Origin of the sequence: Micromonospora sp. WMMA1996, assembly GCF_002573675.1 — a bacterium.
GTDB lineage: Bacteria > Actinomycetota > Actinomycetes > Mycobacteriales > Micromonosporaceae > Micromonospora > Micromonospora sediminicola.
The window spans coordinates 582,581-604,741 of sequence record NZ_PDHU01000003.1 but is presented as its reverse complement, the minus strand read 5'-3'; the positions used below and the strand labels follow the sequence as shown (position 1 = coordinate 604,741).

General features: G+C 73.4%; 17 protein-coding genes. 8 read left to right on the top strand and 9 right to left on the bottom strand.

Annotated features, from left to right (window positions below; translation table 11 throughout):
• The first annotated feature begins 1 nt into the window (after position 1).
• From COO58_RS22520 to COO58_RS22510, 3 genes are all read left to right on the top strand, one after another.
• Positions 2-1,036: a lactonase family protein gene (locus COO58_RS22520; protein WP_176558939.1), complete on the top strand. Its 1,035-nt coding sequence runs from the start codon at positions 2-4 to the stop codon at positions 1,034-1,036.
• A gap of 178 nt (positions 1,037-1,214) precedes the next feature.
• The gene (locus tag COO58_RS22515; protein WP_091571433.1) at positions 1,215-2,969 is read left to right on the top strand and encodes a substrate-binding domain-containing protein; all 1,755 of its coding nucleotides are present in this window, start codon (positions 1,215-1,217) and stop codon (positions 2,967-2,969) included.
• Positions 2,970-3,180: 211 nt separating this feature from the next.
• Positions 3,181-4,662, top strand: a complete 1,482-nt coding sequence (locus COO58_RS22510) for a sugar transferase (RefSeq protein ID WP_091571437.1) — start codon at positions 3,181-3,183, stop codon at positions 4,660-4,662.
• Positions 4,663-4,671: 9 nt separating this feature from the next.
• Here the strand turns inward: COO58_RS22510 and COO58_RS22505 are convergent, their stop codons facing one another.
• The gene (locus COO58_RS22505) at positions 4,672-5,802 is read right to left on the bottom strand and encodes a PP2C family protein-serine/threonine phosphatase (RefSeq protein ID WP_091571441.1); all 1,131 of its coding nucleotides are present in this window, start codon (positions 5,800-5,802) and stop codon (positions 4,672-4,674) included.
• 95 nt (positions 5,803-5,897) lie between these two features.
• Here COO58_RS22505 and COO58_RS22500 point away from each other — a divergent pair, with 95 nt between their 5' ends.
• Positions 5,898-6,476, top strand: coding sequence for a MarR family winged helix-turn-helix transcriptional regulator (locus tag COO58_RS22500; protein ID WP_245666149.1), 579 nt, complete (start codon positions 5,898-5,900; stop codon positions 6,474-6,476).
• Between the two features lie 31 nt (positions 6,477-6,507).
• On the opposite strand, the gene COO58_RS22495 is transcribed toward COO58_RS22500, so the two are convergent.
• The 3 genes from COO58_RS22495 to COO58_RS22485 form a co-directional block, all read right to left on the bottom strand.
• Positions 6,508-7,503 carry a B12-binding domain-containing protein gene (locus COO58_RS22495; protein WP_098747080.1) on the bottom strand — a complete coding sequence of 332 codons (996 nt, stop codon included), beginning with the start codon at positions 7,501-7,503 and terminating at the stop codon, positions 6,508-6,510.
• Complete coding sequence (locus tag COO58_RS22490) at positions 7,500-9,095, bottom strand: PP2C family protein-serine/threonine phosphatase (protein WP_245666150.1); 1,596 nt, start codon at positions 9,093-9,095, stop codon at positions 7,500-7,502. The genes COO58_RS22495 and COO58_RS22490 overlap by 4 nt, the downstream gene beginning before the upstream one ends.
• A gap of 210 nt (positions 9,096-9,305) precedes the next feature.
• Positions 9,306-10,565, bottom strand: a complete 1,260-nt coding sequence (locus tag COO58_RS22485; RefSeq protein ID WP_091571447.1) for an ROK family protein — start codon at positions 10,563-10,565, stop codon at positions 9,306-9,308.
• Between the two features lie 52 nt (positions 10,566-10,617).
• Between COO58_RS22485 and xylA the strand changes: the two genes are divergently transcribed.
• From xylA to COO58_RS22470, 3 genes are all read left to right on the top strand, one after another.
• Positions 10,618-11,805, top strand: coding sequence for a xylose isomerase (gene xylA / locus COO58_RS22480; RefSeq protein WP_091571451.1), 1,188 nt, complete (start codon positions 10,618-10,620; stop codon positions 11,803-11,805).
• A gap of 11 nt (positions 11,806-11,816) precedes the next feature.
• Positions 11,817-13,274, top strand: a complete 1,458-nt coding sequence (gene xylB, locus COO58_RS22475; RefSeq protein WP_098747079.1) for a xylulokinase — start codon at positions 11,817-11,819, stop codon at positions 13,272-13,274.
• A 110-nt stretch (positions 13,275-13,384) separates the two neighbouring features.
• Positions 13,385-14,815 (top strand): MFS transporter, encoded by a 1,431-nt coding sequence (locus tag COO58_RS22470; RefSeq protein WP_091571459.1) that lies wholly within the window; start codon positions 13,385-13,387, stop codon positions 14,813-14,815.
• Between the two features lie 59 nt (positions 14,816-14,874).
• On the opposite strand, the gene COO58_RS22465 is transcribed toward COO58_RS22470, so the two are convergent.
• From COO58_RS22465 to COO58_RS22445, 5 genes are all read right to left on the bottom strand, one after another.
• Positions 14,875-16,515 carry an alpha-amylase family glycosyl hydrolase gene (locus tag COO58_RS22465; RefSeq protein ID WP_091571462.1) on the bottom strand — a complete coding sequence of 547 codons (1,641 nt, stop codon included), beginning with the start codon at positions 16,513-16,515 and terminating at the stop codon, positions 14,875-14,877.
• Positions 16,516-16,555: 40 nt separating this feature from the next.
• On the bottom strand, positions 16,556-17,626 hold the full coding sequence (locus COO58_RS22460; RefSeq protein WP_091571467.1) for a LacI family DNA-binding transcriptional regulator: 1,071 nt from the start codon (positions 17,624-17,626) through the stop codon (positions 16,556-16,558).
• 65 nt (positions 17,627-17,691) lie between these two features.
• Complete coding sequence (locus COO58_RS22455; RefSeq protein WP_091571470.1) at positions 17,692-18,651, bottom strand: carbohydrate ABC transporter permease; 960 nt, start codon at positions 18,649-18,651, stop codon at positions 17,692-17,694.
• A 1-nt stretch (position 18,652) separates the two neighbouring features.
• On the bottom strand, positions 18,653-19,702 hold the full coding sequence (locus tag COO58_RS22450; protein ID WP_091571473.1) for a carbohydrate ABC transporter permease: 1,050 nt from the start codon (positions 19,700-19,702) through the stop codon (positions 18,653-18,655).
• Positions 19,703-19,775: 73 nt separating this feature from the next.
• Positions 19,776-21,116 carry an ABC transporter substrate-binding protein gene (locus COO58_RS22445; protein WP_091571476.1) on the bottom strand — a complete coding sequence of 447 codons (1,341 nt, stop codon included), beginning with the start codon at positions 21,114-21,116 and terminating at the stop codon, positions 19,776-19,778.
• A 239-nt stretch (positions 21,117-21,355) separates the two neighbouring features.
• Here COO58_RS22445 and COO58_RS22440 point away from each other — a divergent pair, with 239 nt between their 5' ends.
• Complete coding sequence (locus COO58_RS22440) at positions 21,356-22,135, top strand: M23 family metallopeptidase (protein WP_091571480.1); 780 nt, start codon at positions 21,356-21,358, stop codon at positions 22,133-22,135.
• Positions 22,136-22,161 lie beyond the last annotated feature (26 nt).

The following is a 22,161-nucleotide window of genomic DNA, read 5'->3' as shown; positions in this document are numbered from 1 at the left end:
GGTGACCGGCACGGGCGAGGTCGTCCACATCGGCGGCTACACGGCGGAGGCGGGGGGACGGGCGGAGGGGATCGTCGCGGCGCGGCGGGACCCGGCGACCGGGGCGCTGACCCCGCTCGGCACGGCGGCGGTCACCCCGTCGCCGTCGTTCCTCGTCCGGCATCCGGGGCTTCCGGTGCTCTACGCGGTCAACGAGTTGTCCGAGGGGCGGCTGAGCGCCTTCCGGGTGGCGCCGGACGGCGACCTCGCGCCGCTGGGCGTCCTTCCGACCGGCGGTGCCGAGCCGTGCCACCTCGCGGTGGCGCCGAACGGCCGGCACGTGTTCGTGGCCAACTACGGCGGCGGCAGTGTGGCGGTGTTCCCGGTGGACGCCGAGGGCGTGCCGGGGGAGCGCACCGACCTGGTCCGGCACGAGGGGCACGGCGCCGACCCGGAGCGGCAGGAGAAGGCCCACTGCCACATGGTCTCGCCCGACCCGGGGGGTGGGCCCCTGCTCGCCGTCGACCTGGGCACCGACTCGGTCTACCGGTACGACCTCGACGTCGCCTCCGGGCGGCTGGTGCCCCGGGCGCCCCGGCTGCGGACGCCGGCCGGCACCGGCCCCCGGCACCTGGCCCGGCACCCGGACGGCCGGCGGGCCTGGCTGGTCGGTGAGCTGGACGCCACGGTGACCGCGTACGACCTGACGGCGGAGGGGTTGCACCAGCGGGTCCGGGTCGACGCCAGCGGCCGGACCGGGCACGTGCAGCCCTCGGAGGTGGCCGTCGGACCGGACGGTCGCTTCCTCTACGTGGGCAACCGCGGTGTGGGCACGGTCTCCGTCTTCGCGCTGGACGGCGCCGCGCCGGAGCTGGTGGCCGAGGTCGACACCGGCGGTGGGTGGCCCCGGCACTTCGCGCTGGCCGGGGAGCACCTCTACGTCGCCGACGAGCGGGCCGACCTGATCGGGGTCTTCCGGGTGGACCCGGGCAGCGGCGTGCCGGAGCGGGTCGGCGAGCCGGTTCCGGTGGCGAGTCCGACGTGCGTGCTGGTGTGACGGGGCGGTGACGGACAGCACTGTCCGGAGTGGACCGGAATCACCTGGGATCACTGGCTCGTGACTCAGTGTATCGATTAGGTGATCAACTGTTTCTCCTGCGTAACTTTCGTCCGAACGGTTGTGGCAGTAACCCCACGAGATACGCAAGATGGTCACCGTGTCTGGCCGCCATCGCATGCGTACTAACCTTCGTGGGGCAGGTGCCGCCGCGGCGGCGACCGCTCTCGTCGCCGTCGTAGCCGGTTCCTGGTTCGGATACCAGCAGCTGGCCGGCCCGAACTGCTCGGGTCGGATCGAGCTGTCGGTGTCGGCCGCCCCGGAGATCGCCCCGGCGGTGCGCGGCGCCGCCGACGACTGGGTCGCCAACGGCGCCCGGGTCGGTGACACCTGCATCGCCGTCAACGTCACCTCGGCCGAGCCGGTCGACGTGGCCGCCGCCGTGGCGAGCAAGCACGGAGCCACCCTGGCCGGCGTCGGGCAGGCCAGTGGCACCGCGGTGACGCCCGACGTCTGGGTGCCCGACTCCTCCACCTGGCTGGTCCGGCTCAAGGCCGGCGGGGCCAGCGCCTTCGCCCCGGGCAACGGCGCCTCGATCGCGCGCAGCCCGGTGGTGGTCGCGCTGCCCGAGCCGGTGGCCTCGCGGATCGGCTGGCCGGACAAGGACCTCCGCTGGTCCGACCTGCTCAAGCAGGTGACGTCCAGCAAGCCGCTGCGGGCCGGGATCGTCGAGCCGACGCAGGACGCGGCCGGCCTGTCCGGCCTGCTGTCGCTGACCGCCGCCGCCAGCTCCACCGGTGAGGCCGGTTCCCCGCAGGCCCAGGAGGCCATGGTCGGGGCGCTGCGGGCGCTGGCCACCAACCGGTCCTCGCTGCGGCAGGACCTCCTCGCGCGGTTCCCGCGCTCGTCCGACCCCACGGCCATCGCCAACGGGCTGGGCGCGGCGGCGCTGTCCGAAGAGGACGTGATCGCCTACAACAACACCAAGCCGCCGCTCAAGCTGGCCGCGCTCTACCTCGATCCGCCGCCGATCTCGCTGGACTACCCGTTCGCGGTGCTGCCGGGGATCGAGCCGAGCAAGGCGTCGGCCGCGCGGGTGCTCTACGAGGCGCTGCGCTCCGGCGACTTCAAGGACCGGCTCGCGGCCCAGTCGCTGCGCGCGCCGGACGGCAACTGGGGTCGCGGTTTCCAGGCGCCGACGGGCGCGCCGAGCCCGGCCAACGGTGGGGAGAAGCAGGTTCCGCCGTCCGGTCAGGGCGGCGCGGCCGAGCTGGACCCGGTCGCCATCGCGACGGCGACCACCACGTGGTCGGTCGCCACCCAGTCCGGTCGGATGCTCTGCGTCGTGGACGTCTCCGGCTCGATGAAGAAGCCGGTGGCCACGGCGAACGGCGCCAGCCGGGAGCAGGTCACGGTGGCGGCCGCGAGTCAGGGCCTGGGGCTGTTCGACGACTCCTGGTCGATCGGCCTGTGGACGTTCTCCACCAACCTGCGGGGCACGCAGGACTGGAACGAGCTGGTCGGGATCGGCCCGCTGTCGGGCAACCGGGGCACGCTGCAGCGCGGTCTGGCCTCCATCCGCCCCTCCAGCGGCGACACCGGCCTGTACGACACGATGCTCGCGGCCTACCAGAAGGTCCAGCAGGACTGGGAGCCCGGCAAGGTCAACTCGATCGTGCTCTTCACCGACGGCCAGAACGAGGACGACAACGGCATCTCGCAGAAGGACCTGCTCGACAAGCTGAAGAAGCTGCGGGACGACGAGCAGCCGGTGCAGGTGATCATCATCGGCATCGGCACCGACGTGAACCGCAAGGAGCTGAAGTCGATCACGGACGTCACCGGCGGCGGCGCGTTCGTGACCACCGACCCGAGCAAGATCGGCGAGATCTTCCTGCAGGCGATCGCGTTGCGGCCGCCCGCTCCGCGTTGACTCGACACTCAGCGATAACCTTCCGCCGTACCGGATTTCCGGTACGGCGGAAGGCTTCCCGGGTCAAGCACGGGAAAGTGAACTGACGGTAATGTGTCCGAATCAATCGGTAACCATAATTGTCTTGGCATGATGACCGGGTGCCCCGACCGCAGGCTCCCTCCGGAGCCGGGCGGGGGCGGGGCGGTCCTGAGCAGAGTGGGGAGGACCCGTGACCTCGGCGACGCTGTTGACCCCCGCCAGGACGTCGCGACCCGGTGGTGACCGCCCCGGTGCGACGACGCGAGCCGCGGAGCGGGCCTACATCCGGGTCCTGGTGGTGCTCGACACCGCCGTGCTCGCCGTGGCCATCCTGGTGGGTTACCTGGCCCGGTTCGGTGACGAGCAGCCGACCGGCTCGGAGATCCCCTACGTGGTGGTCGCCCCGGTGCTCCTGCTGGTCTGGCTGGTCTCGCTCAAGGCCATGCGCTGCTACGACGACCAGGTGCTCGGCTACGGCGCGGACGAGTACCGACGGGTCAGCGCGGCGAGCCTGCGGCTCGCCGGCGGCATCGCCATCGCCGGCTACATCGCCGACGTCGGCGTGTCCCGCGGCTTCCTGGCGATCTCCTTCGCGGTCGGCACGCTCGGGCTGGAGGCGGCCCGGTTCGCGGCCCGCAAGCGGCTGCACAAGGCCCGCTACCGGGGCGGCGGCTGGTCGCGCAAGGTGCTCGTGGTCGGCGACACCGCACACGTGCTGGAGTTGGTGCACACGCTGCGCCGGGAGCCGTACGCCGGCTACCAGGTGGTCGGCGCCTGCATTCCGGACGCCCTGCTCGCGCCGGTGCCGCAGCGGCTGGGCGACGTGCCGGTGGTCGGGTCGTTCCGGGGCATCCCGGAGGCGGCCACCGCGATCGGCGCGGACACCGTGGCGGTCACCGCCTCCGGCGAGCTGACCGCCACCCGGTTGCGCCGCCTCGGCTGGCAGCTGGAGGGCACCGGGGTGGACCTGGTGGTGGCCCCGGCGCTGACCGACGTGGCCGGCCCCCGCATCCACACCCGCCCGGTGGCCGGCCTCCCGCTGATCCACGTCGAGGCGCCCGAGTTCCGCGGCGCCCGCAAGCTGGTCAAGGGCTTCGTCGACCGGTCGATCTCGCTGATCGCCCTGCTCCTGCTCTCGCCGCTGCTGGCGGTGATCGCGCTGGCGATCAAGGTCGACAGCCGGGGCCCGGTGCTGTTCCGCCAGACCCGGGTCGGCCAGGGCGGCGAGGAGTTCGGCGTCTTCAAGTTCCGCACCATGGTGGTCAACGCCGACGCCCTGCTCGCCGAGCTGGCCGCGCGCAACGAGACCGACGGCCTGATGTTCAAGATGCGCGACGACCCGCGGGTCACCCGGATGGGCCGGCTGCTGCGCAAGTGGTCGCTGGACGAACTGCCCCAGCTCGCCAACGTCCTGCTCGGCCAGATGAGCCTGGTCGGCCCGCGCCCGCCGCTGCCCTCCGAGGTGGCCCGCTACGACGGCGACGTGGCCCGCCGGCTGCTGGTCAAGCCCGGCATGACCGGCCTCTGGCAGGTCAGCGGCCGGTCCGACCTGAGCTGGGAGGACGGCATCCGGCTCGACCTCTACTACGTGGAGAACTGGTCGCTCGCGGCCGACCTGACCATCCTCTGGAAGACGTTCGGCGCGGTGCTCAACAGCCGCGGCGCGTACTGAGGCGGACCGTCAGGGCTGCGGGCCCAGCCAGTCCAGGCAGACCACCACCGCGTCGTCGACCAGGTCGCCGGCCACGAACGCGCGCAGGTCGCCGATCAGCGACCGGACGGCGTCCAGCGCCTCCATCGGTCCGGTGCGGCGCAGGAACCGGTCCAGCGCCGCCTCGCCGTACCGGACCTGCTCGGCGGTCGCGTCGATCACCCCGTCGCTGACCACGAAGAGCCGGTCGCCGCGCTCCAGCTGGAACCGCTGCTCCCGGTAGTCGGTGGCCTCGAACATGCCGAGCGGGAACTGCTTGTCCAGCACCTGCTCGGCCACCACGCCGTCGCGCAGCCGGATCAGGCGGGGCGAGCCGGCGTCGACCGCGGTCAGCGCGCCGGTGGCCAGGTCCAGCTCCAGCAGGAGCACGGAGAGGTGCTGCGCACCCCGATGCTGCGCGAAGATCGCCTGGTCGGCCAGGGCGGCCTGGTCGGCGAGGGAGATACCGGCCCGGCGGGCGTTGCGCAGCGCGTACGTGGCCAGCGAGGTGAGCAGCGCCGCCGCCACGCCCTCGCCGAAGCCGTTGAGTACCGCGAGCCACAGCCGGTGGCCGTCGTCGGACCAGTCGAAACTGTCCCCGCGCACCGCGTACGCCGGCTCCAGCTGCCCGGCGAGGCTGAACGAGGGCCGGATCCGGCTGCGCCCGGGCAGCAGCTCCCACTGCATCTCGGCGGCCAGGGTGAGCCGTCGGCTGCGGCGGGCGCCCAGGTAGATGTCGGTGGTCGAGGTGACGGCGGCCAGCTCGTGCCCGACCACGGTGGCGATGGTGTCCAGCTGCCGGAGGGCGTCCGGGTCGTCGGGCGCCGGTGAGATCCGCAGCACGCCCCGGCGCTCACCCCGCATCCCCACCGGGAACCACCCGGTCCCGTCGACGACCACCGGCTCCTGGTGGTCGAAGGCGCGCCAGGCCGGGTGACCGGGGCCGGTGATCGGCTCTCCGCCGCCCAACGGCAGCAGTTCGGCGAGCCGGTAGTCGACCTGGTAGAGCTCGGTGCGGGTGATTCCGTACCGGCGGGCCAGCTCGTCGGCGAGCCGGTCCACGATGAGATCTGTCGGCGCATCCGTCACGATCTGGCGCGCGCGAACCTCCGCTCCGCTCATCTTTGCTCCTTTGCACAGGTCGCCGGGCTGGTCCGGGGAGTAGTCTCGGGCCCACCATGACCGAAGAGCGCGGTCCCCGGGGACCTGAAGCGAGTATGTCCGCCGCCCTGGACGAGGCGGCGGGCACCCTGCTGGCCGTCTGGGAGGCGGCGCGGGAGCGCACCACCAGCCGGCTCTCCGGAGCCCAGCTCCGCGCGGTCATGGTCATCGAGCAGTATGACGGGATCAACCTCCGCCGGCTCGCCACCCTGACCGACATGCTGCTCTCCTCCGCCAGCCGACTCTGTGACCGATTGGTGGCGGCCGGAATGCTGGAGCGCGAGCCGGGCCGCTACGACCGCCGGGAGATCTCGCTGCACCTCACCCCGGCGGCCCGACGGCTCCTCGCCGAGCTGCGCACCGACCGGCGACACCGGCTGGCGCGGATCCTGGCCGGGATGAGCGTTGACGGCCGGGCGGCCCTCCTGCGCGGGATGCGCGAGTTCGACGAGGTCGGCCGGCGCGGTGAGGCCACCGTGGCCGAGGGCTGGCCGGTCCTGCAACCCTCCGGGGAGCGCATCGGGGACCCGTTGGCCGAGCCGACGCCCCCGGCGCCGGCCGCCGAACCCACCCCGCCCCACCCGGCCGGCGAACCGCACCCGCCCGGTGAACCCCCGGTGGCCCGCACCGCCTGACCCGGCCCGGCCGACCACCGGGACGGCGCCCTCAGGCGAGGGCGACCGCGGCCCGGGCCGTACGCAGCCGCTCGACCACCCGGGGATGCTCGGTCAGAGCCCGTTCCAGGGCGGCGAGGACGTCGTCGAGCACCCCCCGCCCGCCCCGGGCGGTGAGCGCCTCCCCCTGCCACCGGACGAAGTCCAGCAACAGCTGGTCGTCGTCCACCCGGACGGCCGCGACCAGCGCGTCCACCAGGTGCGCGAGGCCCGAGGCGACGTCCTCGGCGGTTTCCTCCGGCGGATCGACCACGCTCAGCGCGAGCCGGACCAGATCGCGCCTGCGGTGCAGCACCGCCACGTACGCGTCGTCCGGCGGGGGCGGCGGGGAGCCGGTGTGCGCGCCGGCCGACAGCGGCCCGGACAGCAGCCGGACCGCGTCCCGGGCGCTGGCGCCCCAGGCCGCCGCGCCGATCGCCGTCGCCCACCGGCCCTCCGGACCGAAGCCGGGACCGCCGGCCAGCACCGGCACCCCGGCCGTCCGGCTCGCCTCCACCATCCGCGCCGCCCGGACCAGCCGGTTGGGCTGCACACAGCTCAGCAGCACCGCGTCCGGCCCGGTCTGGTGCAGGTAGGAAACCAGGTGCCGGGCCGGCACGCTGGCGCCCAGGAAGGTGACCCGCCACCCGGCCGCCCGGACCACCTCGCTGACGATCCGCGCGGCCAGCGCGTGCCACTCGCCCTCGACGCAGGCCACCACCACGTGCCCGTGGCGTGACGGGCCGACGGCCGCGCCCAGCGCGTCGACCACCAGTTCGCTGACGTGGGTCGCGGCGTGCTCCTGGGCGACGCTCCAGGAACCGGTGAGCCACCGCCGGCCGATCTCCCGCTGGGCGACCGCGACCAGGTCGACCAGGACGTCCGCGACCGAGCAGCCCTCGGCCAGCAGGCCCTGGGCGAGCGCCACCGCGCCGGCCCGGTCGGCCCGCTCCAGGTGGTCGAGGTACGCGGCGAGCGACTCCGGCCCGATCCGGCAATCCGAACTCACGCGGCGGCCACGGCCAGCATGGCGATGTCGTCGTGCGGCTGCCCGTCGAGCCACTCGTCGACGAGCTGGAGGACCCGGTCGACCAGGGCCGCCGGCGGCAGCCCGGCGCCGGAGGCCAGCGCCTGGCGCAGCCGGGCCTCGCCGAACATGGCCAACTCGGTGGGGCCGCCCCGGGCCTCGGTCACCCCGTCGGTGTACGTCAGGAGCAGGTCGCCCGGGGCCAGCCGGATCTCCGCCTCGACGAACCGCGCGTCGGTCAGCGCCCCCACCGGCATGCCGCCGACGGGGACCGCCTCGATCCCGCCGCCGGCCCGGACGACCAACGGCGCCGGATGCCCGCCGCCGGCCACCCGGACCAGCAGCCCGCCGTCCGGCTCCCGGGTCAGCGTGCCCAACAGGAGCGTGGTGAACTGGGCCCGGCGGGCCGCGCCCGGCGCGTCCAGCAGGGCCCGGTTGAGCAGCTCCATCAGCTCCCGGGGCCGCTGTTCGACCAGGCGCAGCGTCTGCAACGACTGGCGGACCCGGCCGGTCAGCACGGCCGCGCCGACGCCCTTGCCGCAGACGTCGCCGAGCGCGAACAGGCCACCCGCCGGGGTGGGGAACAGGTCGTAGAAGTCGCCGCCGATGCGCAGGCTGTCCCCGGCCGCCCGGTAACCGCCGGCCAGTGCCGTCCCGGCCAGTCGGGGCAGCTCCGGCGGAAGCAGGCTGCTCTGCAGCACGCGGGCCAGGTGGGCCTGCTCGCCGTAGAGTTCGGCGGCGGCCAGCGCGGCGCCCGCCCGGGCGGCGAACTCCCGGGCCAGCGAGATCTCCCGCTGGTCGAAGCCGGGCCGCTCGCGGCGCCGGGCCAGGACGAGCGCGCCGGCCGGACCGCCGGCGCTGGGCATCGGGCTGATCAGCACGGTGCCCGGCCGTCCGAAGCCCGCCGGCAGCACCTCGGCCAGGTCGGCCAGCTCCGCGTCCAGCCAGGGGCTGGGCTCGGTGAGGTCACCCTCCAGCGCCTCGACCAGCCCGGGGACCGACTCCACCGTCCGCCAGCCGGCCACGCCGGTGACCGGGCCGGGGTCGCCGGTCGCGTACCGGATCCAGTGCGGCTCGTCCTCGGCGGGGGGCGGCGGACGGTGCACCACCACGGCGACGTCGGCCAGGTAGGGCACCGGCAGGTCGACGGCGGCGCGTAGCGTCTGGTCACGGTGCAGGGAGAGCCCGAGGCGGCTGCCGGCCTGGGCGAGAAAGGCGGTCCGGGACCGCTCGGTGAGCAGCGCGTCGGTGCGCGCCTGCTCCTCGGTGACGTCCCGCACATACCAGGCGCGGCGTTCCCCGGCGAGCCCGCGTCGCACGCCCCGTAGCCGCCGGCCGTGGTGCTCGGTCTCGAACGATTCGGCGCCGTCGCGGGTCGCCTCGGCCAGCCCGGGCACCGCGCAGCCGGCCAGGTCCACGCCCGGCGTCAGCTCGGGGAGGAGTTCCGCCGCCATGGCGTTGACCAGGGTCACCTCGCCGGCGGCGTCGACGGTCACGACGGCCTCGGCCAGCCCGTCCAGCAGTTCCCGGGCGAGCTGGTCGTCGGCCGGCAGCGCGGCGCCGACCCCGGCCACCCGCCGGGGTCGCTTCCTCCGGGCGTGTCCACCGCCGCTGACCGGCCCGGCGACACCGCCCCGGCGCGCGGCGGTCACCGCCGGTGGCCGGGCGCTTCGGTCGGTCGACCCGTGCGCATGCTGTCGGTGCACCCCTCACTCGCCGGACAGGTTGCCTTGCGGCAAGCGTACCCAGCGGGCACGACGAATGCTTGTCGAGGACGGCCCCGGTCAGCTGCCCCGGGCCAGCCAGCCGACAGGTCGGTCGACGATCCGGCGGACCACCGAGGTGGCTCCGCCGACCGCGGCGGACTGGGCGCCGAGCACCGCGGGTCGCACCGTGACCGGGGACCAGGCGGCCGTGAGCACCCGACGGGAGACCTCCGCCGCCACCGGGGGACGCAGCCAGGGGGAGAGCGGGGCGTATCCGCCCCCGAGCACCACGGTGTCCAGGTCCAGCAGGTTCACCACGCCCGCCACCGCCACCCCGAGGGCGGTGCCGGCGTCGGCCAGGGCGGCCAGCGTGGCCGCGTCACCGGCCTCGGCCAGGTCGGCGAGGCGGGTGGCGGCGGTGTCCGCCGGCAGTTCGGCGCCGGGCAGCCCGGCGGCGGCCAGGATCGCCTCCTGGCCGGCGTACCGCTCCAGGCAGCCCCGGCCACCGCAGCGGCAGGGCCGCCCCTGAGGCTGCACCGGGAAGTGACCGATCTCTCCGCTCCAGCCGCGCGCCCCCCGGTAGAGCGCCCCGTCCAGCACGATGCCGGCGCCGATGCCGATCTCACCGGTGACGTGCAGGAAGCTGCGCGGGCCGGCGGGGCCGGCGTACAGCTCGCCGAGCGCGGCGAGGTTGGCCTCGTTGTCGACCACCAGCGGCGGGACGCCGTCGACCGGCTCGGCGAGGGGCTGCCCGGCGAGCAGCGCCGGCACGTCCACGTCCCGCCAGCCCAGGTTCGGCGCCAGCCGGACCAGGCCGCCGTCGCCCACCAGACCCGGCACGGCGAGCGCCGCGCCGGCCAGGGTCAACCCGTCGCGTACGGCGGCGGCACGCGCCTCGGCGGCCAGCGCGGCCAGCCGGGCGAGCGCGTCGGCGGGGGAGACCGGGCGCAGGTCGGCGCGGCGGACCAGGTGGTGCCGGACCGTGCCGGTCAGGTCGACCACGCAGGCCGCCAGGTAGTCGACGTTCACCTCCAGGCCCAGGCCGGCCGGGCCGTCGGCGGCGAGCACCAGGCCCCGGGCCGGCCGGCCGGCACCGGTGCGCGGGGGTGGCTCGGCCTCGGCGACCAGCCGTCCGGCGATCAGGTCGTCGACGACGGCGGAGACGGTGGCCCGGGTCAGCCCGGTCCCGGCGGCGAGGCCGGCCCGCGAGGGCGGTCGGTCGGCGGCGGCGATCCGCCGGAGCACCACCGCGAGATTCAGCTCACGCAGACTGCCCTGCCGGACCGCTCCGGCGGTGCTGGCGCTGGTCACCACTTGACACTGCCACATCCCCGCCATTTAATTCAACCGCTGAACAAATCGCGGACGCCACCACCACCCGGAGGTTCCCATGGCACCCCGTCCCACCCCCGCGGACAAGTTCTCCTTCGGCCTCTGGACCGTGGGCTGGCCCGCCCGCGACCCGTTCGGCGACGCCACCCGGCCCGAGCTGGACGCCGTCGAGGCCGTGCACAAGCTCGCCGAGCTCGGCGCGTACGGGATCACGTTCCACGACGACGACCTGGTCCCGTTCGGCGCGGACGCGGCCACCCGCGACGCCCGTCTGAGCCGGTTCCGCAAGGCGCTCGACGAGACCGGCCTGGTCGTGCCGATGGTCACCACCAACCTGTTCAACCACCCGGTGTTCAAGGACGGCGGCTTCACCAGCAACGACCGCGACGTGCGCCGCTACGCGCTGCGCAAGGTGCTGCGCAACGTCGACCTCGCCGCCGAGCTGGGCGCGAAGACGTTCGTCATGTGGGGCGGCCGGGAAGGCGCCGAGTACGACGTGGCCAAGGACGTCCAGGCCGCGCTCGAGCGCTACCGGGAGGCCGTCGACCTGCTCTGCCAGTACGTCGTCGACAACGGCTACGACCTGCGCTTCGCGCTGGAGCCCAAGCCGAACGAGCCGCGGGGCGACATCCTGCTCCCCACCGTCGGCCACGCGCTCGGCTTCATCTCCACCCTGGCCCGCCCGGAGATGGTCGGGCTCAACCCGGAGGTCGGCCACGAGCAGATGGCCGGGCTCAACTTCGCGCACGGCATCGCCCAGGCGCTCTGGCAGGGCAAGCTGTTCCACATCGACCTCAACGGCCAGCGCGGCATCAAGTACGACCAGGACCTGGTCTTCGGCCACGGCGACCTGCTCAACGCGTTCGCCCTGGTCGACCTGCTGGAGCACGGCGGCCCGAACGGCGGCCCGGCCTACGACGGCCCGCGCCACTTCGACTACAAGCCCTCCCGCACCGAGGACATGACCGGCGTGTGGGCCTCCGCCGAGGCGAACATGCGGACCTACCTCCTCCTCAAGGAGCGGGCCGCGGCGTTCCGCGCCGACCCGGAGGTGGCCGAGGCGCTCGCCGCCGCCCGGGTGGCCGAGCTGGCCACCCCGACGCTGAACCCGGGTGAGGGCTACGCCGAACTGCTCGCCGACCGGACCGCGTTCGAGGAGTTCGACCCGGAGGCCGCCGGTGCCAAGGGCTTCGGCTTCGTCCGGCTCAACCAGCTCGCCGTCGAGCACGTGCTCGGCGCGCGCTGAGGCGGGCCGCCATGCCGCTCGTCGCGGGGGTCGACTCGTCGACCCAGTCCTGCAAGGTGGTGGTCCGGGACGCGGAGACCGGGGCGCTGGTCCGGCAGGGCCGGGCGCCCCACCCGGCCGGCACCGAGGTCGACCCCGCCGCCTGGTGGGACGCCCTGCGGGCGGCCGTCGCCGAGGCCGGCGGCCTGGCCGACGTGGCGGCCGTCTCGGTCGGCGGCCAGCAGCACGGCATGGTCTGCCTGGACGAGGCGGGCGAGGTGGTCCGCCCGGCGCTGCTGTGGAACGACACCCGCTCCGCCGACGCCGCCCGGGACCTCGTCGAGGAGGCCGGCGGCGGGGAGACCGGCCGCCGGTTCTGGGCCGAGGCCACCGGCGCGGTGCCGGTGGCCAGCTTCACCGCCACCAAGCTGCGCTGGCTGGCCCGGCACGAGCCGGCGAACGCCGACCGGGTGGCCGCGGTCTGCCTGCCGCACGACTGGCTCACCTGGCGGCTGGCCGGCGCTGCCGGCCTGGACGCGCTGCGCACCGACCGGGGCGACGCCAGCGGCACCGGCTACTGGTCGCCGCGCACCGGCGAATACCGGCTCGACCTGTTGGAGCAGGCCTTCGGCCGGCGCCCGCGGGTCCCGGTCGTGCTCGGTCCGGCCGAGGCTGCCGGACAGCTCGACCCGGCGGCGCTCGGCGACGGGCCGACCGCCGCCGGTCCGGTCGGCGGCGCAGGGTCCGGCGCCGCCGGCCGGGTCCTCCTCGGGCCGGGCACCGGGGACAACGCGGCGGCGGCGCTCGGCGTCGGCGCCGACCCGGGCGACGTGGTCGTCTCGATCGGCACCTCCGGCACGGTCTTCGCGGTGGCCGACGCGCCGGCCGCCGACGCCGCCGGCGCGGTGGCCGGGTTCGCCGACGCCACCGGGCGATTCCTGCCGCTGGTCTGCACGTTGAACGCGGCCCGGGTGCTCGACGCCGCCGCGACGCTGCTCGGCGTCGACCTCGACACGCTCGGCGAGTTGGCGCTGGCCGCCCCGCCGGGCGCGGACGGCCTGGTCCTGGTGCCGTACCTGGAGGGGGAACGGACGCCGGACCGCCCGCACGCCACCGGTGAACTGCGCGGCCTGACGCTGGGCACGTCGACCCCGGCGCACCTGGCCCGGGCCGCCGTCGAGGGCATGCTCTGCGGGCTCGCCGACGGCCTCGACGCGCTGCTCGCCCAGGGCGCCCGCGCCGACCGGATCATCCTGGTCGGCGGTGGCGCCCGGTCCGCCGCGGTCCGCGCGATCGCGCCGCAGGTCTTCGGCCGCCCGGTGGTGGTCCCACCGCCCGGTGAGTACGTGGCCGACGGCGCGGCCCGCCAGGCCGCGTGGGTCGCGCTCGGCGGCGACGCCCCGCCGGCCTGGTCGATCGGCGACACCGAGGAGTACACGGCCGAGCCGGTGCCCGCCATCCGCGAGCGCTACGCCCGCGCCCGGGGGTAAGGAAGGGCCCCTTCTTAACGCCTCCGGTAGAGGAGGGGCCCCTTCTTAACACGCGCGTCAGGCCGGGGGCGGTGTCCCGGATCCGGCCCGCACCTGGTTGGCTGCCCTGCATGAGTTCCACCAGGATCTCCCGGCGCGGGAACGCGGCGCACCGGTACTACAGCGTTGTCGTCTTCGTGGTGCTCGCCTCGCTGGACAACGTGGCGATCGGCCTCGTGCCGCCGCTGTACGGGCCGATCTCCGAGGCGTTCGACGTACCCCAGCGGATGCTCGGCCTGGTCACCGCGGTCAGCTTCCTGGTCAGCGCGGTGGCCGCGGTGGGCTGGGCGTACGTCGGCGACCGGAGCAACCGCAAGCCGTTGCTGATGGTCGGCACGCTGGTCTGGGCGGCCGGCACCGGCGGCAGCGCGCTGGCCGGGCAGTACCCGACGTTCCTGGCCGCCCAGCTCGTCGCCGCGGTCGGGCTGGGCGCGGTCGGCTCGGTCGGCTTCTCCGTGGTCACCGACCTGATCTCGCCGCGCCGCCGCGGCCTGGTGATGAGCTTCTGGGGCCTGTCCCAGGGCGTCGGCACGCTGGCCGGCACGCTCACCGGCGGCCTGCTCGGCGCGACCGACTGGCGGCGGCCGTTCCTGCTGCTGACCGTCGTCGGCCTGGCCGCCACCGCGGCGTACCTGTTCACCTACGACATCCGGCGCGGGCAGAGCGAGCCGGAACTGGCCGAGGCGCTCGACGCCGGCGGCGAGTATGACTACCGGATCAGCCGCGCCGACCTGCCCCGGATCCTGGCCCGGCGGACCAACCGGTGGCTGATCCTGCAGGGGCTGACCGCCCAGGCCGCGTTCGGCTCGCTGGTCTGGCTTCCGGTGCTGTTCAGCCAGCGCGCCGAGGCGCAGGGCTACTCGCCGGCCACGGCGGTGGTGGTGGGCAGCGTCTTCGCCACCCTGTTCCAGCTCGGCGGCGCGCTGTCGATCGTGGGCGGGTTGGTCGGCGACGCGCTGCAACGGCGTACGCCGAGCGGCCGGGCCCTGGTCGCGGCCGTGGGCATCCTCGCGGCCGTGCCGTTCTACCTGGTGCTGTTCTTCGTGCCGATCGAGATCGACGTGCCCGACGGCGGCGGCTCCGGCGCGGTGGTGGCGGCGGTGCTGTCCAGTGTGCTGACCGAGCCGACGGTCGGGCTGAGCCTGCTCACCGCCGTGGTGGCGCTGGCGCTCACCTCGGCCAACTCGCCCAACTGGTTCGCGCTGATCGCCGACGTCAACCCGCCCGAGCACCGGGGCACGGTCTACAGCCTGGGCAACCTGGTCAACGGCGTGGGACGGGCGGCCGGCAACGGGGTGGTCGGGCTGGTGTTCGGCGGGCTGCGGCTGGTGTTCCCGCCGCCGCTGAACTACGCCGTCGGGCTGGCCGCGTTCCAGCTCTTCTTCATCCCCACCGGGATCATGTACTGGCTGGCCGCCCGCACCTCGCCCCGGGACATCGCGCAGGTCAACGCGCTCCTGCACACCCGTGCCGACCGCCTGGAAGGAAGGGCCCCTTCTTAACGGGTGAGTGTTAAGAAGGGGCCCTTCCTATACCGGAGGCGTTAACAGGGGGCCCTTCCTTACACCCACCACACGGTGACGTCGGTGGGGACCGCGTCGCCGTCCAGCGGGGCGCTGGACACCAGCACCGAGGCGCCGGCCGGCAGCGGCACCGCTGTCGCGCCGAAGTTGGTCAGCACGGTGAGGTCACCGTTGGTGAACGTCAGCACCTCGTCGCCGGAGGACAGGAACCGCAGCGGGCCCCGCGCCAGCGCGTGCTCGCGGCGCAACCGCAGCGCCGTGCGGTACAGCTCGTACGTCGAGCCGGGCACCCCGCGCTGCCGGTCCAGCGCGTACTCGGCCCACATCGGCGGCTGGGGCAGCCAGCTCGCGTCCGTCGGCCCGAAGCCGTACGACGGGGCGTCGGCCTCCCACGGGATCGGCACCCGGCAGCCGTCGCGGCCGCGCTGGGTGTGCCCGCTGCGGGCCCAGGTGGGGTCCTGCCGGGCCTCGTCGGGCAGCGTGGTGTGCTCCGGCAGCCCCAGCTCCTCGCCCTGGTAGAGGTAGGCCGAGCCGGGCAGCGCGAGCATGAGCAGGCTGGCCGCCCGGGCCCGGCGCAGGCCGAGCGCCACGTCGGGCTGCGGGTCGTCGACGCCGATGCCGTTCATCCGGCCGCCGGCGGTGGTCAGCCCGAGCCGGGAGGCGTGCCGGACCACGTCGTGGTTGGACAGCACCCACGTGGTCGGCGCGCCCACCGAGTCGGTGGCCTCCAGGGAGCGGGTGATCACCGCGTACTGGGCCGGGGCGGTCCAGGCGGCCATCAGGTACTCGAAGTTGAACGCCTGGTGCATCTCGTCCGGCCGGACGTAACGGGCCAGCCGCTCGGCCGGCTCCACCCACGCCTCGGCGACCAGGACCCGCTCCCCGGCGTACGAGTCGAGCAGCCGCCGCCACTCCCGGTAGATCTCGTGCACGCCGTCCTGGTCCCACATCGGCGGCCGGGGCTTGTCCACCTCGCTGCCGGAGAGGATCTCCTGCGGTTCCTGCCAGTCGGCCAGGTCGGCCTGCTTGATCAGGCCGTGCGCGACGTCCACCCGGAACCCGTCCACGCCCCGGTCGAGCCAGAAGCGCAGGACGCCGAGGAACTCCTCGCGCACCTCCGGGTTGTCCCAGTTGAGGTCGGGCTGGCCGGGGTCGAACAGGTGCAGGTACCACTGCCCGTCCGGCAGCCGGGTCCAGGCCGGTCCGCCGAACACGCTCTCCCAGTCGTTCGGGGCCTCGGCGCCGTCCGGGCCCTTGCCGTCCCGGATGACGTAGCGCTGCCGCTCCGGGCTGCCCGGCGCCGCCGCCACCGCGGCGGTGAACCAGCGGTGCGCGGAGGAGGTGTGGTTGGGCACCAGGTCGACGATCACCCGCAGGCCGCGTGCCTTCGCCTCGGTGATCAGCTTGTCAGCGTCGGCGAGCGTGCCGAAGAGCGGGTCGACGTCCCGGTAGTCGGCCACGTCGTAGCCGGCGTCGGCCTGCGGGGACGGATAGAACGGGGACAGCCAGAGCGCGTCGACGCCCAGCTCGGCGAGGTGGTCGAGGCGGGCCGTGATGCCCGGCAGGTCGCCGATGCCGTCGCCGTCGGAGTCGGCGAACGAGCGCGGGTAGACCTGGTAGATGACCGCCTCGGTCCACCAGCCGGTGGCCGGGCTCTGCTGCGTCGCGTCGGTGTTCAGCGCCTTCTCCCTGTCGTGCGTGCGGGGCGAACGGGTCCGTTCAGTGTGCCCGGGGCGGCGCGGTCGAGTCCCGCACCACCAGGCGAGTGGGGAGGATCACCGACGACGGCGTCCCGGTGTCGGTGTCGGCGTCGCGCGGGGCCGGCACCAGACCGGCGTACGGCTCGGCGACCCGGGCGCCCAGCGGGTCGAGCAGGATGCGCGCGGCGAGCAGCCCCTGCTCGGCGGCGGGCTGGGCGATCGTACTCAGCCCGAGCACCCCGGCCAGGTCGTGGTCGTCGATGCCGATCACGCTGACGTCCTGCGGGACCCGGAGTCCGGCGTCGCGCAGCGCGGTGACCGCGCCCATCGCCATCTCGTCGCAGGCGGCGAAGATGGCGGTCGGCGGTTCGCCCCGGGCGAGCAGCTCGGCGGTGGCCCGGGTGCCGCCGTCGATGGTGAACCGGGACTCGACGTCGAGGCTCGGGTCGGGGCGGATGCCGGCCCCGCGCAGCGCCTCCTGGTAGCCGCGCCGCCGGTCGAGGTGGGTGGTGAAGGCCAGCTCGTCGTCGGGGTCGCCGGAGATGTGCGCGATCCGGGTGTGGCCGAGGTCGAGCAGGTGGCGGGTGGCGGTCCGGGCGGCGGCCACGTCGTCGATGCGGACGCAGGGCCAGCCGGGCACACCGCTGCCGGAGCTGATCGTCACCCCGGGCAGGTCCAGCTTGGTCAGCGCGTGCACGTCGGCCGCGCGCAGCGGGGTGGCAACCAGCATGATCGCGTCCACCCGCTTGTGCAGGCCGGCCGGGCGGAGCACCCGCTGGCGGGTCTGCTCCCGGCCGCCGAGGTTGTAGAGCAGCAGGTCGTAGCCGTTCTGCTGGAGGTAGTCCTCGACCGCCTCGACCACGGTGCCGAAGAACCAGCGGGTGATCCGGGGGACCACCACCGCGACGGTGCCGGTCCGGCCGCCGGCCAGTCGGGAGGCGCTCGGCGAGACCGCGTACTGGAGCTGCTCGGCGGCGGCGAGCACCCGGCGGCGGGTGGCGGCGGAGACCGTCGGCAGCCCGCGCAGCGCCCGGGAGACGGTGGCCGTGGAGACCCCGGCCAGGCGGGCGACGTCGTCAATCTTGGTCATCGTGGCTCCCCGCTGCGACCCGTGTCCCACCGCCGCCGGCAGGCCGGCGGCGGTGGGACGACGGATCAACCCTTGACGCTGCCGGCGAGCAGGCCCCGCACGAAGTAGCGCTGGAGGGACAGGAACACCAGCAGCGGTACGACGATCGAGACGAACGCGCCGGCGGTGAGCCGTTGCCACTCGTTGCCCCGCGTGCCGGCCAGCTCGGCGAGCCGGACCGTCAGCGGGGCGGTCTCGTCGCCGCCGCCGGCGAAGATCAGCGCGACCAGCAGGTCGTTCCAGACCCAGAGGAACTGGAAGATGCCGATCGCCGCGAGCGCGGGCGTGATCAGCGGCAGCACGATGGTGCGGAAGATCTTCGGGTGGGTGGCGCCGTCGACCCGGGCCGCCTCCATCAGGTCGCCGGGGAGCTGCGAGATGAAGTTGTGCAGCAGGTAGACGGCGAACGGGAGCGCGAAGCAGGTGTGTGCGAACCACACCTGCGCGAACTTCTGCTCGTCGACCAGGTCCCACGCGGGGAGGATCTGGACCCCGCCGAGGGTGACGCCGGTGGAGAAGAACCTCAGCAGCGGCACGAGGGCCATCTGCAGCGGCACGATCTGCAGCGCGAAGATCCCGATGTAGAGCCAGTCCCGGCCCTTGAAGTTGATCCAGGCCAGCGCGTACGCGGCCAGCGAGGCGAACGCGATCGGGAAGAGCACCGACGGGATGGTGATCGCCAGTGAGTTGATGAAGTAGCTGGCGAGCTGCCCCGACGAGCCGGTGCTGAACAGCACGTCCTGGTAGTTCTGCAGGGTGAACTGCGGGTCGCGGAAGAACGTCCACCAGCCGGTGGTCTTGATCTGGTCCTCCGGCCGGAACGAGGAGATGAACAGGCCGAAGGTCGGGATCGTCCAGAGCAGCGCGAGCACGATCGAGACCAGCGTGGCGGTGCGGCTGTTGAGCCGCTTGCGGACCCGGGCGGCCCGGGTGAGCGGCGCCGGGGGTTGGACGCCGGCTCCGACGGTGGGCGTGGCGGTGGTCATCTCAGCCCTCCCGCTGCTTGCGCAGGTTGCGGATCTGGTAGATCACGAGCGGCAGGACCAGGACGAACAGGAAGACCGCGAGCGCCGAGCCCTGCCCGTTCTCGCCGTACCGGAACGCCTGGTTGTACATCTCGGTCGCGATCACGTTGGTGTCGTAGTTGCCGTTGGTGGCGGTCCGGACGATGTCGAAGACCTTGAGCGTGGCGATGGAGATCGTCACCACCACCACGATCAGCGCCGGCCGGATGCTCGGCATGGTGATCCGCCAGAACATCTGCCAGGCGGTGGTGCCGTCCAGCCGGGCCGCCTCGATGATGTCCGCCGGGATGGCCTTGATGGCCGCGGAGAGCACCACCATGGCGAAGCCGGCCTGGATCCACACCATAATCACGATCAGCAGGAGCGTGTTCAGCGGCGAGTCGAGCAGCCACTGCTTCGGCTCGCCGCCGAGGCTGACCACGATCTGGTTGAGCAGGCCGATCTGCTCCTGCCCGTCGCCCCGGAAGGCGTAGATGAACCGCCAGATGATGGCGGCGCCGACGAACGAGATCGCCATCGGCAGGAAGATCAGCGACTTGGCCGCCGACTCGAACCGGGCCTTGTCCACCAGGACGGCGTAGACCAGGCCGAACGCGCTGGCCACCAGCGGGACCAGCAGCACCCAGACCAGGGTGTTGAGCAGGACCCGGAAGATCGAGTCCTCGGAGAACATCCAGCCGTAGTTGTCCAGCCCCACCCAGTCGGTGCTGCGCGCGTCCATGAAGGAGAGCAGCGTGGTGCGGATGGCCGGCACCACCAGACCGATGGTCAGGAACAGCAGCGTCGGCAGCAGGAAGAAGAACGCGAACAGGCCCTCACGCTGCTTGCGCCGGCGCGGCGGCGGACCGCCGGCCGTCACGGCCGCGACCAGCTGCGCCTCCCGGCGCCGGGCGAACCAGGCCGGCACCACGTCGAGGAGCAGGAGCAGGCCGCCCACCACCGCGACGAAAGCGATCAGCCCGTACATCAGCATGAGGAACTTCGGCTGTTCCGCCGCGAAGTCGAACTCCATCAACCCTCCCTCAAGGGTTCGGATGCTTCGAGGGTGGCCCGGTCCGCGTCGCGGACCGGGCCACCCTCTCAGATCACTTCCAGCTGCCCTCGATGTCGTTCAGGACGCTCGTGGTGTCCTTGCCGTTGATCCAGGCGACCATGCCCTTCCAGAAGGTGCCCGCGCCGACCGCTGCCGGCATCAGGTCCGAGCCGTCGAAGCGGAAGACGGTCTTGGAGTCCTGCAGGATGCCCACGGAGAGCTTGTCCACCGGGTTCGGGACGTTGTTGAGGTCCAGCTTCTTGTTCGCGGACACCCAGTCACCGATCTTGGCCCGGCTGTTGGCGTACTCGCCGGAGGCCAGGTAGGTCTGCACCGCCTGGACCTCGGGACGGTCGGCGAAGGCCGCGACGAACTCGCCGCCACCCAGCACCGGCTTGCCCTTGGCCGGGTCGATCGCCGGGAAGTAGAACGCGAAGACGTCGCCGTCCTCGGCCACCTTGGTGCCCTGCGGCCACTGGTTGGCGTAGAAGGACGCCTGGCGGTGCAGCGCGCACTTGCCGGAGGTGATCGGCGTGCCGGCCTCCTGGAACGCGGTGGTGGCGATGCTCTTCACGCCGCCGAAGCCGCCGTTGACGTACTTCTCGTTCTTCAGGATGGTGCCGGCCTGGTTGACGGCCGTGGCGACCTGCGGGTCGTTGAACGGGATGCCGTGGGTGGTCCACTGGTCGTAGACCTCGGGGCCCGCGGTACGCAGCAGGACGTCCTCGATCCAGTCGGTGGCCGGCCAGCCGGTGGCGTCACCGGACTCGATGCCGGCGCACCACGGCTTGGTGCCGCTCGCCGCGATCTTGTCGCTGAGGTCGATCAGCTCCTGCCAGGTGGTCGGGACCGACCAGCCCTTCTCCTTGAAGGTCTTCGGCGAGTACCACACGAAGGACTTCACGTTGGAGCCCAGCGGGGCGCCGTAGAACTGGCCGTTGACGGTGCTGTACTTCAGCCAGTCGGGGGAGTAGTTCTGCTCGGCCATGGCCTTGGTGTCGGCGCCGGCCGGCTTGAGCTTGCCCGAGTCGACGAAGCGCTTCAGCAGACCCGGCTGCGGGATGAAGGCGATGTCGGGGGCGTTGCCGCCGTCCACCCGGACGGGGAGCTGAGCCTCGAACTCGCCCGAGCCCTCGTGGTCGATCTCGATGCCGGTGCAGTCCTCGAACTGCTTCCAGGACTGGTCCAGCCGGTCGGCCTCGATGTCACGGATCGAGGAGTAGATCGTGACCTTCTTGCCGTCGTTGCCCTGGTACTTCTCGTATGCCGCGCACTCGGGCGAGCTCGCGTTGTCGCTCTTCTTGTCGTTGCCGGTGCCGCAGGCGGCGACGCCGAGCGCCAGCCCCAGCACGCCGGTGACCGCGAGAGCCTGGCGTGATCTGGCAAACGCCATGCCGATCTCCTTCCTTGCCGGCGCGTGGGGGGAAATCGAACCCGCGCCGGTCCGATGGTCGTCCCCACATGTAAGCGCTTGCATCCCGCCCGGTCCACCCCCTGCCGGACACGGCCCGGTAACAATCCCGAAACCCTCGCCAGCGGCCGTGGGTGCGCTCCCACGAATCTTCCGTTCGATGGAACTTTCTGTCACGCTGTCCGCATCGGATTGAAGACTTTCAACATAGGAGGCAGTGGATGCGTAAGCGGTGGCTCAGTCTCGCGTCCGGGGTGGCGGTCCTGGCGGCGGCGGTCCTGGTCCCGGCGGCGCCCGCCCTGGCCGCGCCGACCTTCAAGGTCCCGTTCCCGTGCAATCAGTCCTGGTCCGGCCAGACGCGGACCAACCACAGTCCGGCGAACGCGATCGACTTCAACCGCACCGACGACCTCGGCGACCCGGTGGTGGCCAGCGCGCCCGGCACGGTCGACGTGGTGACGAACCTCGGCGACACGAGCTACGGCAAGTACGTCCGGATCAACCACGGCGGTGGCTGGACGACCTACTACGCGCACCTGAACGCCTTCAACGTCTCGGTCGGGCAGACCGTCGGATACGGCCGGGTGATCGGGTACGTCGGCACCACCGGCGGGTCCACCGGCCCGCACCTGCACTACGAGCAGCGCTCGAGCGGCAGCGCCGTAAAGATCAAGTTCAACGGCGCCCAGGCCCTCTACTGGGGCACGAAGACCTACACCAGCGACAACGGCTGCGCCGGGGCGGACACCGGTGCGGGCACGGTCAACACCGCGGGCGCCGCGCTGACGGTCCGGTCCGGTCCGGGCACCGGCTACAGCGCGGTCGGCACGGTGGCCGACGGCGCCGGGGTGACGATCTACTGCCAGACCAGCGGCACCAGCGTCACCGGCACCTACGGCACCAGCTCGATCTGGGACCGGATCGGCTCCGGGCGGTTCATCTCCGACGCCTACGTCTACACCGGCTACGACGGCTACATCCCCGGCGTGCCCCGCTGCTGACCCCGGCGGGCGCGGGGACGACCGGT